The organism is Nevskia soli DSM 19509, from assembly GCF_000711955.1.
Lineage (GTDB): Bacteria > Pseudomonadota > Gammaproteobacteria > Nevskiales > Nevskiaceae > Nevskia > Nevskia soli.
Genome location: NZ_JONR01000016.1, coordinates 85,269 through 97,967, shown reverse-complemented (window position 1 = coordinate 97,967; position 12,699 = coordinate 85,269). Strand labels below are relative to the sequence as shown.

Sequence of the window (12,699 nt, the reverse complement as noted above, 5' to 3'; positions counted from 1 at the left end):
CGCTGCAAAAGACAGCGCGTTCGGCCATGCGCGCGGCGCGCGTCCGGCCAGGGCACCGGGTGGCGAGCGTTTCGTGCGCAGCGAGCGGCTGATCCGCGTGCCCAAGGTCCTGAATTCCGGTTCCGGGCGCGGCGAAGGCCGTGACCGCAGTGCCGAAGGCGGCGATGGCGTCGAAGCCGTCGCCTCCGATGTGCGCAAGGTGACCGTTTCCGCCAACGAGGCGGGGCAGCGCATCGACAACTTCCTGCTCAAGCGCCTGCCGGGCGTACCCAAATCGCATGTCTACCGCCTGCTGCGCTCCGGCCAGGTGCGCGTCGGCGGCGGCCGCGCCAAGCCCGAGCGCAAACTCGAGGAAGGCGAGGAAGTGCGCATCCCGCCGGTGCGCGTTGCCGAGCGCGGCACCCCGGTGCGCGCGCCGGACGCGGTGCTCAACCGTCTGCGCGAAGCCATCGTCTACGAGGATCCGCACTATCTGGCCATCTCCAAGCCCGCCGGCCTGGCCTCCCACGGCGGCACCGGCATCGCCTACGGCGTGATCGAGGCGGCGCGCGGCTGGGACAAGTACGAATTCCTGGAACTGGCGCATCGCCTGGATCGCGACACCAGCGGCGTATTGTTGCTGGCCAAGTCGCGTCCGGCCCTGCTGCGCGCGCAGCGCGCCTTCCGCGACGGCCTGGCCAACAAGCGTTACTTCGCGCTGCTGCTCGGCCGCCTGCAGGGCGGCGCGCGGGACGTCGACGCGGCGCTGGTGAAGAGCCGGCTCGAAGGCGGCGAACGCTTCATCGAGGTCGACGAGGAAGACGGCAAGCCCTCGCACTCGCGCTTCGTGCCGCAGGCCCATTACCGCGACGCGACCCTGTGCGAGGTGCACATCTTCTCCGGCCGCACCCACCAGATCCGCGTGCATGCGCTGGCGCTCGGGCACCCCGTGGCCGGCGACCGCAAGTATGGTCTGCGCGACGAGCAGAAGCCGTTGCGCGACCTGGGCCTGCGCCGCATGTTCCTGCATTCGCACTTCCTCGAACTGCCCGCCGAGGGTGAATTCCGCAAGCTGACGCTGAGCGCGCCGATGACCGGCGAACTGCGCGATTTCCTCGACGAACTGGGACCCGGAAAATAAAGGTGGGTAAATTTTCCATCCTGATCTTCGACTGGGACGGCACCCTGGCCGACTCCGCCGGCCACATCGTGTCCTCGATGCAGCAGGCCATCGCCGCCATGAACCTGCCGCCGCGCTCCGACCAGGCCATTCGCGAACTGATCGGCCTGGGTCTGGTCGACGCCATGCAGCGCCTGTTTCCGGAACTGGACGTGGATGACGTGCTGCGCCTGCTCGGCGAATACCGGCGCATCGCCCCCGGCAGCATGGCCCACGAGGCTCCGCTGTTCGCCGGTGCGCGCGACGCGCTGGAACAATTGCAGGCGCAGGGCTATTTGCTGGCGGTGGCCACCGGCAAGAGCCGCCCCGGCCTGAACCGCTCGTTCCAGGCCCACACCTTTCTCAAATCGATGTTCTTCACCACCCGCTGTGCCGACGAAACGGCCGACAAGCCCGATCCCCTGATGCTGCGGCAGATCCTCGAGGAAACCCGGCTGCAGCCGGAGCAGGCCTTGATGATCGGCGACACCGATTACGACGTCGGCATGGCCAACGCCCTGGGCATGCCCTCGCTCGGCGTCGGCTGCGGCGTGCACGAGCCGGGGCGCCTGTTGCGCGCAGGGGCACAGGCAGTGTTGGACAACGTCGGCGGCGTGCCGGCCTGGCTGGCGGCGCGCTAGGGCAGGGCCAGTCCGGCCTTCGCCAGCAACTCCCGCACCGCGATCAGCGGCAGTCCCACCAGCCCGGTCTGATCGCGCGATTCGATCACTTCGCACAGGGCGATTCCCAGCCCTTCCGACTTGAAGCTGCCGGCGCAATCGAAAGCCGGCTCGGCCGAGACATAGCGTTCGATCTCCTCCGCATCGAGGCGGCGGAAGTGCACCGTGGTCAGGTCGAGCGCCTCGTACAGTGCGCCGCTGGCCCCCTGCACCAGGGCCACTGCCGTAAAGAACCGCGCGCTGTTGCCGGACAGGCGCGTCAGCTGCCCGATCGCGCGCCGGCGGTCGCCCGGCTTGCCCAGCAGCTCGTCGCCGCAGGCGCAAACCTGGTCCGAACCCAGCACCCAGCGCTGTGGGTGCCGCGCCGCCACCGCCCGCGCCTTGGCCAGTGCCAGGCGCTGCGCCAGCTCCCGCGGCGCTTCGCCCGCGCGCGGCGTCTCGTCGCTGCCCGGCGCCTCCTGCTCGAACGGCACGCCCAGGCGCCGCAGCAGTTCCGCGCGGTAGCGCGAAGTGGAGGCCAGGATCAGGGGGGATTGCGTGGAAATGGCGATCATCGATTTTTGACGGTTATGGATATGACAACTAGCATGCCGCCCATGAAAGACGGCATCCCCCTGCGCGTCAAGGTGTCAGCCTCGGTTTCGCGCGGCAGCATCTGGCACGGCGCCATCCCCATCGCCAAATTACCCCGCCTGGCCGCGGTCCTCACCGACAGCGAGGGCGAGCTGCGGGTGGAGCTGGCGGCCGAACGCACCATCGCCGGCGCCTTCAGGCTGCACGGCAGCATCGCCGGCGAACTGGGCCTGACCTGCCAGACCTGCATGGCGGACTTCCGCTGGCCCCTGCAGATCGGCCTGGATCTGCGCCTGGTCTTCAACGAAGCCGAGGAACGCCGCCTGCTGCAGGAGTGCGAGCCGTTCCTGGTGGAGGACGATACCCTGCATTTGCATGATCTGGTCGAGGAAGAAGCCCTTCTGGCGGTACCCTTCGCACCCCGTTGCGAGACCTGCGCCGGCGTATGACGCTGCCGGCGTAAGCACGAAGTATTAAGACAGGGGGGTGTTTCCCCTGTCTTTTCTGCTAAAATCCGCTCCCTTTGAGGGGCAGTCCGCACCTCCGGAGTTGAGTCATGGCAGTCCAGAAATCCAAGAAATCCCGCGCCCGCCGCGGTGATCGCCGTTCCCACGATGCGCTGACGGCCCCCACGCTGTCGGTCGATCCGACCTCGGGCGAAACCCATCTGCGCCACCACGTCACGGCCGACGGTTACTACCGCGGCAAGCGCGTGATCGCCAAGGCCACCCCGGAAGTCCCGGAAGCCTGAGCCCCGCCAGGCCGGGGACGCGCCCACAACCGTGATCTCCGCCTGTAGCGTGTGACTGCGCCAGTCACATTAGCCATCGACGCCATGAGCGGCGACCACGGATTCGGGGTCGCCGTTGAAGCTTCCGTGCGCGTGCTGGCCGAGTATCCCCATCTCAATCTGATCCTGGTCGGCGACGAGGCCACGCTGCGCAAGGCGCTGCGTACCCACCACCAGGCGGAAGACGCGCGCCTGCAGATCCAGCACGCCAGCGAGCTGGTGGCGATGGACGAGTCCCCGTCCAAGGCCCTGCGCAACAAGAAAGACTCGTCGATGCGGGTCGCGGTCAACCTGGTCAAGGAGAAGCGCGCCCAGGCGGCGGTCTCCGCCGGCAACACCGGCGCCTTGATGGCCATCGCCCGCTTCGTCCTCAAGACCCTGCCCGGCATCGATCGTCCCGCCCTCATTTCGCCCCTGCCGGCGATCGGCGGCGTCACCCATGTCCTCGATCTCGGCGCCAACGCCGACTGCACCGCCGAGCAGCTGCTCCAGTTCGCGGTGATGGGCTCGGCCCTGGTCGGCGCCCTCAGCGGCATCGAGCGTCCGCGCGTGGCCCTGCTCAACATCGGCGAGGAAGAGATCAAGGGCAACGACAACATCAAGGCCGCCTCGGCCATGCTGTCGGCCTCCTCGCTCAACTACACCGGCTACATCGAGGGCGACGGCATTTTCCTCAACCCGGTCGATGTCGTGGTCTGCGACGGGTTCGTCGGCAATGTCGCCCTCAAGGCGGGCGAGGGCGTGGCCAAGCTGATGGGCCACTTCATGCGCGAGGAATTCACCCGCAGCCTGCCCACCAAGCTGGTTGGCCTGATCGCGCGCTCGGTGCTGCGCGCCCTGGCCAAGCGCATGGATCCGCGCGTCTACAACGGCGCCAGCTTCCTCGGCCTGCAGGGTACCGTGATCAAGAGCCATGGCGGCGCCGACGCCCTGGCCTTCGCCAACGCCATCAAGGTGGCGATCCGCGAAGTGGAGAAAGACGTGCCGGCGCGCATCAGTCGCCTGCTCAGCGCCGCCATCGCCGTGCCGCCGGTCGCCGCCGCAGTCAACAAATAGCTGTTCCCATCATTCCCCGGATGTCCGAGTCTTGAACCGGTATCGCGCCAACCCGCGCTTGCTGCCGCTGTTGCTGGCCGGCCTGGCCATGCTCGGACCGTTCTCGATCGACACCTTCTTTCCGGCCTTCGGCCGGATGGAGCACGACTTCGCCATCGGCGCTGTCGCGATGCAGCAGACGCTCAGCGTCTACATGGGCACTTACGCCGTGATGTCGCTGCTGCACGGCCCCTTGTCGGACGCGTACGGCCGGCGCGGCGTGATCTTCTACTCGCTGCTGGTCTACCTGTTCGCCACGATCGGTTGCGCACTGGCCCCGAGCTTTCACTGGTTGTTGCTGTTCCGCGTGGGGCAGGGCATGTCCGCCGGCGCCGGCATGATCGTCGGCCGCGCCATCATCCGTGACCGCTACGCCGGTGTGGACGCGCAGCGCCTCATGGCGCAGGTGACGCTGATCTTCGGCGTGGCGCCTGCGCTGGCGCCGATGGTCGGCGGCTGGGTGCTGTATGTCGCCAGCTGGCGCTGGATCTTCGGCGTGCTGGCCCTGTTCACCGTGCTGTTGGCGCTGACCTCGCTCGTGGCGCTGCCGGAGACCCATCCACGCGGGCGCCGCACTCCGTTCGACCTGCGCCACCTGTTGCACACCTATGGCGCCATCGCACGCGACCGGCGCTTCATGCTGCTGTCGTCCGCCGCCGCGATCAATTTCGGCGCGCTGTTCGTCTATGTCGCCTCGGCGCCGGTGATCGTGCTCGGCATGCTGCACCTGAACGAACGCCAGTTTCCCTGGCTGTTCCTGCCCACCATCGGCGGCATGATGTTCGGCGCCTGGATGTCGGGACGGCTCGCCGGCAATCTCAGCGCCGCCCGTACGGTGGCACTGGGTTATATGCTGATCTTCGGCGGCGCCGGGCTGGGCTTGTTGCTCAACAGCCTGATGGCACCATCGGTGCCCTGGTTCGTCCTGCCGATCGGCATCGTCGGCATGGGCGTATCGCTGGCCTTCCCGACGCTGACCCTGCTGATGCTGGACCGCTTCCCGGCGGTGCGCGGGGCGGCCGCTTCGGTACAGGCGGCGATGTCGCTCGGCAGCAGCACCATCGTCGGCGGCCTGCTGTCGCCGATGGCCTCGCGTTCCGGGCTGCACCTCGCGTGCGGCAGTCTTGCCCTCAGTGTCTGTGGCTTCGCCTGCTGGCTGCTGTATCGGCGCATCACGCCCAATCCGGAGCTGCAGGAGTTGAACCCGGCACCGGTAGGGGACATGCCCGCGGCACCGGCAAGCGAACGCGGCTAGCTAGTGGCTGCGGTCCGCGGGGGCCGCGGCCGACGCCGGTTTCGTCTTCGCCGACGCAGTGGTCCCGGCCTTGGGCGGTCGCGCTGGGACTTTTGCTGCGGTCTGCACGGTGGTCAGCAGTTCATCGCAATTGTGATCCTTGCCCAATCCCAACTGGATCGTCGGCAGCAGGGCCGCCAGCGGCGTGAGGAACACCCCCAGCACCACCGCCGCGCCACCGCGCGCCGCCAGTACCACCGGGTCCGGATGGATGCTCGGATCCTTCAGCGGTCCGCGGATCAGGATCGGCGCGGCCAATGAACCAATGTTGAGGCGCTTGGGTTCGGTCGACAGCTTGTAATCCACCTGCTCGTCGCGCAGGTTGATGTTGCCGCTGCCGACGACATTGGCGGCGCTGGTATCGAAGATGAAGGTGCGCGTATCGAGCACGCCTTTGGTCAGGCCGAAGTCGGTGACCAGGCAGCGCAGCTGCGCCCGGCTCGGAATGCCCAGCGCCGAGATCACACCATTGCCGAAATCCAGGCCTGCCAGGTCCACCAGCAGCGCCGACAGGTTGCCGCCGCTCATGAACAGCTTCAGTTCGCCATCACCGCGTCCCAGCATCTGCGCCAGCGAGTTGCCCATGGTGTCGATCTTCGCGCTGCCGCCGATGGTGCCGGCGCCCTTGAATACGCCGGTGGACTGCATGATGCGCGACAGGTCCACCTTGCGGAAGTCGACGTCGCCGACCACGTGCACCAGGTTTTCCTGGCCGTCCAGTTCCAGGTTCAGCACGATGGCGCCGCTGCCCACGCCGAACGACAGCGGCTGCAAGGCCAGCTTGCCGTCCTCCACCTTGAGGTTGGCCACCAGGTTGTCCAGCGGCGTCGACTCGCTCTCGATGCGCTGGCCTTTGTAGTGCACGTCGAAGTCCACCGCGCGCAGCTTGGGCAGGTTGATCGGCTTGTCCGGCAGCAGCTTGCCGCTGGATTCCTGTTGCGCGTGCTCCTGCTGTTGCTGTTTGCTCAGGTTCTCCGAGTTGTCGGTCTTGCCCGGCGCTGCGCCGATGAAGCCACGCAGATCGGCCAGCACCACCTTGCGTGAATTCATGTCGGCGCGGAAGTAGGGCCGCACCCCGCCCAGCTGCACTTCGATATTGCCTTCCAGGTCGCTGTTGCCGACGGTGCCGGCGAAATCGCGGAAGCGCACCTTGCGCCCTTCGTAGTCGAGTTGGCCGCCCAGCTTGTAGGGCGGCGTCGGCGCCAGCGGGATGCCGGTGAGCGGATACAGGTTGGAGAGATCGTCGCCGGACAATTCCAGCTTCAGGTCGGCGCCGCCGAACTTCAGCGGTTCCAGCAGCGTGCCCTGCAGCGATACCTTGGTGGCGCCATTGGCCAGCTTCAGGTCCACCGGGTAGCGATCCTTGGGATCGCGCAGACTCAGCACCGAGCCGCCGATGAAGCGCCCGCTGATCGGCTGCGCCGCGTAGCGGCCGTCGATGCCGACATAGATGCCGGGTTCGCCGCCGTTCTGGGCATCTTGTGTGTGAGCGTCCAGCGTGAAGTCGCTTTTCACTTTCGGATCGAGGAAATGGATGTGGCCGTCACGGATGATCAGGCTGCCCACGTCCACCTGCCAGGGATGTGCGCTTGGCGTGGAATCGCCGCTGCCGATCGCCAGCTTCCAGTTCGGTGTGCCGGAAGGCCCGGGTTTGAAATCCCCCACGGGATGCTCGATGTCGATTTCGGTCAGCATGGCCTTGCGCTCGAACAGGGCCCAGGGATCGAGACGGATCGCCAGCCGGTCGATGGTCGCCATGCTCGAGTCCGGCGGGAATTCCTCCGGATTGGCCACGGCAACCCGGTCCAGCACCAGCTGCGGACGGCGCGCCAGCCGGATATCGAAATGCCCCAGCGTCACTTTTCGGCCGAGCGCCGCGGAGGCCTGCGCCTCCACCAGAGGCCGGAACCAGTTCCAGTCCCACAGCAGCACGAATGCGACCAGCAGCACGACCACGGCCCCGAGCGCCCCAAAAAGTAATTTGGGCCAGCGACGGCGCATTGGCATGACCCTCTCCGCTCTTGCTTGTTGTAGTTATGACCGGAACCGGACGCCGCCGTTCCCTGCCGCGTCCGCCCTGCGCAGTTGTGCCGCCTGTCGATGGGCGAAACGCGGCCCGCTGCGGGACGCTATTTCACCAGCTGATTCAAGTCCAGGATCGGCAGCATGATCGCCACCACGATGACCAGCACGATGCCGCCCATGATGACGATCACCATCGGTTCCATGATGCCGACGGTGGCGGCCACCAGGGTCTCCAGCTCGCGTTCCTGGTTGGTGGCGGCGCGGTCGAGCATCTCGTCGAGCTTGCCGGAGGATTCCCCCGAGGCGATCAGGTGCAGGGCGATGGGCGGGAACAGGCGGCTCTCCGCCAGCGATTTGTTCAGCGCCACGCCTTCACGCACGCGCTTGGCCGCCGCGTCCACTGCCTCGCGCATCGGCAGGTTGGTCACCACCTGCGAGCCGATGCGCAGGGCGTCCAGGATCGGCACGCCGCTGCCGAACAGGATGCCCAGGGTGCGCATGAAGCGTCCGGTATTGCCGCCGCGCACCAGCCGGCCGATCAGCGGCAGGCGCAGCTGCTGGCGATGCACCTTGCGGCGGAACTCCTCGTTGCGCATGGCGCGGTTGAACAGGAACGCCGCCGCGGCGATGGCGATCGCCATGTAGATGCCGTAGTTGCGCAGGAAATCGCTGGTGGCGATGAGGCCGCGGGTGATCGCCGGCAATTCCTGGCCGATGCTGTCGAACACGCCCACCACCTTCGGCACCACGTAAGTCATCATGGCGATGATCACGCCGATGGCCACCACGGTGAGGATCAGCGGGTACATCAGCGCCAGCATCATCTTGCTGCGCATCTGCTGGCCGCGGTCGGCGTAGTCGGCCAGGCGCTCCAGCACCTGGTCGAGGCGGCCGGCCTGCTCGCCCGCCTCGATGGTGGCGCGGAACAAGGTAGGGAAGCCGCCCGGAAATTCGGCCAGCGCGCTGGCCAGGCTGTTGCCCTCCACCACGCGCGAGCGCACACCCAGCGTCACGCGCTGCACCCGTTTGCTCTCGCTCTGCTGCGCCACCGCCGTCAGCGCCTCGTCCAGCGGCAAGCCGGAGCGCGTCAGCGTGGCGAGCTGACGGGTGAACAGCGCCAACTCGGTGCTGTTGATGTTGCCGCTGCCCTTGAGGTCGAAGCTGCCGCGCTTCTGCGCCTTGCCGGCGGCGACTTCGTGCACGTACATCGGCGTCAGGCCGCGGTCACGCAGCATCTGCCGCACCTGCCGCGGCGTATCGCCTTCGATCAATCCCTTGCTGTTGCGCCCACCGGCGTCGAGCGCGGTGTATTCGAAAGCGGCCATCGGCCTACTCTTCGATCGTCACGCGCAGCACTTCGCTGAGCGTGGTCTGGCCGGCCAGCACCTTGTTGCGGCCGGACTGCAGGATGCCGGCGCTGCGCTCGCGCGCGGTGGCTTCCAGGATCTGCTCGGAAGCGTTGTCGTGGATCAGCGATTCCAGGCGGCGATCCACCTCGATGATTTCATGGATGCCGCTGCGTCCGTGGTAGCCGGTGTGGCGGCACACCGCGCAACCCACCGGCTTGTACAAGGTCACATCCTGGCGCTGCGGTACGCCCAGTTGCTCCAGCTCGCTCATACGCGGCGTATAAGGCTGCTTGCACTGCTTGCACAGCGTACGCACCAGGCGCTGCGCCATCAGGCCCACCAGCGAGGACGACAGCTGGTAAGGCTCCACGCCCATGTCGCGCAGGCGCGTCACCGCGCCCACCGCGGTATTGGTATGCAGCGTCGACAGCACCAGATGGCCGGTCTGCGAGGCCTGCACCGCGATCTCCGCGGTTTCCAGGTCGCGGATTTCACCGACCATCACCACGTCCGGATCCTGGCGCAGGATGGCGCGCAAGCCGCGGGCGAAGGTCATCTCCACGCGCGCGTTGGTCTGGGTCTGGCCGACGCCGTCGATGTAGTACTCGATCGGGTCTTCCACCGTCATGATGTTGCGGCTGCGGTCGTTCAGCACCGACAGCGCCGAATACAGCGTGGTGGTCTTGCCCGAACCGGTGGGCCCGGTCACCAGCATGATGCCGTAGGGGCGGTGGATGATGCGGCGCAGCGTCGCCACCTGCACCTCGTCGATGCCCAGGTGCTCCAGGTCCAGGCGCTCGGCCTGCTTGTCCAGGATACGCATCACCACGCGTTCGCTGTTGGTCCCGGTGGGAATGGTGGAGACGCGCACGTCGACCTTGCGGCCGCCGAAGGCGCGGCTGATGCGCCCGTCCTGCGGCAGGCGCTTCTCGGCGATATCCAGCTTGGCCATGATCTTGACGCGCGACACGATCTTCGGCGCCAGCGAGCGCGGCGGCGACAGCACTTCGCGCAGCACGCCGTCGACGCGGAAACGCACCGTGACGCGGCTCTCGAAGGTCTCGATATGGATGTCCGAGGCGTTTTCCTTGATCGCCTCCACCAGCAGCCCATTGATGAACTTGATGATCGGGGCGTCGTCGTCCGACTCCAGCAGATCCTGCGCTTCCGCCAGCGCGGCGGAGAGGCTGTCCAGGTCGGCCTGGTCCTCGGTCAGGCCGTCGGCGAGGGCGGCGCTGGCGCCGGTCTGGCCTTCATAGGTGCGCTGCAGCAGCGCATCGAACTCTTCCTGCGGCACCGTGCGCAGCCGGATCGGCCGGCGCAGGAAACGCCGCACCTCCTGGATCGAGTCGAGGCTGACGCCGTTCTTGCACACCAGCTCGACCACGTCGCCGAGGTCTCCCGCCACGATCAAGCCGTGGCGCTTCGCAAAGGCGAAGGGCGGACGGCGCAACTCGGCGGCAGTCGCCTGCATTTCCATGCGCCTGGTTATCGGCCCGCGGGCGCCGGAGCGCCGGGGTTGTCGGCTGACGGCCTGTCCGTCGGCGGCACGTATACCGGCGGCAGCGCCTGCGACGGCGGCGCCGCGCCGGGGGCTACGTCCGGACTCTGGCCGGGCCGTGCCGAAGGCGGCGGCGGCGCGGTCTGGGAGGCCGGCATATTGGTCCGGTCCATGTACTCTTCGTAGTGATACAGCACCGGCGGACGGCCGCCGATCAAGGGCACCGGCCCGTTTGAAGCATCGAGCTGCGAATGCCGCGTATCCTCGTACTTGCGCTTGGTGTAGTAATCGCCCTCGGTGCGCTCGCGCAGGATCACCGGGTGCAGGAAGATCATCAGATTGCGCTTGGTGCGCTCGACGGTACGTGACTTGAACAGGCCGCCGATCAGCGGAATGTCGCTCAGCAGCGGGATCTTGTTCACCGAATCGTTGACCTGGTCGTCGATCAGGCCGCCGATCACCAGCACCTGGCCTCCTTCGATGCTGACGGTATTGCTCACCGTGCGCTTGTTGGTGATCAGGCTGGCGGTGCCGGCGGTGCCGCTGGCGATGGTGGAGTTCTCGAATTCGAGCTTGAGGCGGACCGTATTGCCCTCGCCGATGGTGGGCGTGATGCCCAGCTTGAGGCCGATATCCTGCCGGTCGATGGTCTGGAACGGGTTGACCGAGCCGTTGCTGGCCGTGCCGGTATTGGAGAACGAACCGGTCAGTTCCGGCACCGACTGTCCCACTTCGATCTTGGCTTCCTCGTTGTCGAGGGTCACCAGCGACGGCGTGGACAGGATATTGGTGTTGGCGTCGCTGGCCAGGGCCTTGATCAGGCCGCCGAAAATCGAGCCGTCCTTGCCCGTCACGCCGACCAGCGCGGTGCCGCCGCTGCCGATCAGGCCGGCCGCGGCGCCGATCAATGAGCTGTTGCTGGTCAGGCTGCTGGTGCTGCCGGTGCTGATGCCCGACGTCGCAAGGCTGCTGAGGTTGGACAAGGCCGAGGAGGTGGTGGAATTGAGGATGCCGGCGGCGGCGATGGTATTGGGCTTGTAGGCGATGTAATCGATGCCGAGCTGGCTCGACTTGTCGGCACTGACCTCGGCCACGATCGCCTCCACCAGCACCTGCGAGCGGCGGATGTCGAGCTGGGCGACGATGTTCTTCACCTGCTGCATCATCTTCGGCGGCGCGGTGATGATCAGCGCGTTGGTATCCCGGTCGGCCAGCACGTGCAGATCCGGGTTGTTGCTTGAAGTGCCGCCGGCCGACGCCGGGCTCGAGCTTACCGACGGCGCCGAGACCGGCGTGCTGCTGCTGCCGAACGACGAGGAAGAGCCGCCCGAGGAGCTGCCGAACATCGAGCCGCTCTTCGAACTGGACGAGCGGCTCGGCTGCGCATTACCCATCAGCAGCGGTGCCAGGTTTTCGGCGAGGGCGTAATTGAGGTAGATGACCTGGGTGTCGCCCTTGTTGTTGCTGGGCTGGTCCAGTTGCTTGATCAGGGCGATCAGCTTCTCGCGCTCGGAGCGGTCGCCGCCGAGCAGCACGCTGTTGCTGCGCGGGTCGGAAATGACCGTGGTCTGCACCGCGCCCGGATCGGCCTGGCGCGCCTGCTGCGCCAGGGTGGTCAATACCTTCACCACGTCGTCGGCCGCCGCGTTCTCGAGATGGATGATCTCGACATTGCGGTCGCCGTTCTGGTCCATCTGGTAGATCAGCGCCTCCATGCGCCGCACATTGGCGGCGCGGTCCGACACGATCAGGCTGTTGCTGGAGGTGTACGCCGCCAGGTGCCCCGACTGCGCCACCAGCGGCCGCAGGATCGCCACCAGCTGCGAGGCCGAACCGTTGTGGATATCGAACACCCGGGTGACGATGTCGTCGCCCGCCAGCCCGGCGCCGCCGACCGAGCCGCCGCCCTCGGTGCGGGCATTGGCTTCCGGCACGATCTTGATCGAGGAGCCGGAAGGGATGGCGGCGAAACCGTTCACTTCCAGCACCGACAGGAAAGTGGCATAGACGGCGTTCGCATCCATCGGGCTGGACGAAACCACCGTCACCTTGCCCTTGACCCGGGGGTCGACCACGAAATTCTTGCCGGTCACCTCGCTGACCGTGGCGATCAGCGTGGAGATGTCGGCGTCCTTCAGGTTCAGCGTCACCTCGGCGCCGTTCTTTTCCGCCAGGGCGCCGCCGGGAAGGCCACTGCAGAGGGCCAGCACCAAGCCGCCCAGGAAGGGCCGGAATGCGGAAGGACGAGTCATGC

At 67.1% G+C, this 12,699-nt stretch carries 11 protein-coding genes; 6 read left to right on the top strand and 5 right to left on the bottom strand.

Features of this window, described 5'->3' with window-relative positions; all coding sequences use genetic code 11:
* Positions 1-190 precede the first annotated feature (190 nt).
* Positions 191-1,120 (top strand): RluA family pseudouridine synthase, encoded by a 930-nt coding sequence (locus BP26_RS31070; RefSeq protein WP_029920391.1) that lies wholly within the window; start codon positions 191-193, stop codon positions 1,118-1,120.
* A gap of 2 nt (positions 1,121-1,122) precedes the next feature.
* Positions 1,123-1,779, top strand: coding sequence for an HAD-IIIA family hydrolase (locus tag BP26_RS0109740; protein ID WP_029920390.1), 657 nt, complete (start codon positions 1,123-1,125; stop codon positions 1,777-1,779).
* On the opposite strand, the gene BP26_RS0109735 is transcribed toward BP26_RS0109740, so the two are convergent.
* Positions 1,776-2,372 carry a Maf family protein gene (locus tag BP26_RS0109735; protein WP_029920389.1) on the bottom strand — a complete coding sequence of 199 codons (597 nt, stop codon included), beginning with the start codon at positions 2,370-2,372 and terminating at the stop codon, positions 1,776-1,778. The genes BP26_RS0109740 and BP26_RS0109735 overlap by 4 nt on opposite strands.
* Positions 2,373-2,414: 42 nt before the next feature.
* Between BP26_RS0109735 and BP26_RS0109730 the strand changes: the two genes are divergently transcribed.
* From BP26_RS0109730 to BP26_RS0109715, 4 genes are all read left to right on the top strand, one after another.
* Positions 2,415-2,840, top strand: a complete 426-nt coding sequence (locus tag BP26_RS0109730) for a YceD family protein (RefSeq protein ID WP_157572449.1) — start codon at positions 2,415-2,417, stop codon at positions 2,838-2,840.
* Positions 2,841-2,947: 107 nt separating this feature from the next.
* A complete protein-coding gene (rpmF, locus tag BP26_RS0109725; protein ID WP_029920387.1) occupies positions 2,948-3,142 on the top strand; it encodes a 50S ribosomal protein L32 in 195 nt (64 codons plus the stop codon).
* A 51-nt stretch (positions 3,143-3,193) separates the two neighbouring features.
* The gene (plsX, locus tag BP26_RS0109720) at positions 3,194-4,237 is read left to right on the top strand and encodes a phosphate acyltransferase PlsX (RefSeq protein ID WP_029920386.1); all 1,044 of its coding nucleotides are present in this window, start codon (positions 3,194-3,196) and stop codon (positions 4,235-4,237) included.
* 31 nt (positions 4,238-4,268) lie between these two features.
* Positions 4,269-5,531, top strand: a complete 1,263-nt coding sequence (locus BP26_RS0109715; RefSeq protein WP_051748776.1) for a multidrug effflux MFS transporter — start codon at positions 4,269-4,271, stop codon at positions 5,529-5,531.
* Here the strand turns inward: BP26_RS0109715 and BP26_RS0109710 are convergent, their stop codons facing one another.
* From BP26_RS0109710 to gspD, 4 genes are all read right to left on the bottom strand, one after another.
* Positions 5,532-7,577, bottom strand: a complete 2,046-nt coding sequence (locus tag BP26_RS0109710) for an AsmA family protein (RefSeq protein WP_084182960.1) — start codon at positions 7,575-7,577, stop codon at positions 5,532-5,534.
* A gap of 122 nt (positions 7,578-7,699) precedes the next feature.
* Positions 7,700-8,920, bottom strand: coding sequence for a type II secretion system inner membrane protein GspF (gspF, locus tag BP26_RS0109705; RefSeq protein ID WP_029920383.1), 1,221 nt, complete (start codon positions 8,918-8,920; stop codon positions 7,700-7,702).
* 4 nt (positions 8,921-8,924) lie between these two features.
* Positions 8,925-10,424, bottom strand: coding sequence for a type II secretion system ATPase GspE (gspE, locus tag BP26_RS0109700; RefSeq protein ID WP_029920382.1), 1,500 nt, complete (start codon positions 10,422-10,424; stop codon positions 8,925-8,927).
* Positions 10,425-10,432: 8 nt separating this feature from the next.
* Positions 10,433-12,697: a type II secretion system secretin GspD gene (gspD, locus tag BP26_RS0109695; protein ID WP_051748773.1), complete on the bottom strand. Its 2,265-nt coding sequence runs from the start codon at positions 12,695-12,697 to the stop codon at positions 10,433-10,435.
* Positions 12,698-12,699: the final 2 nt, after the last annotated feature.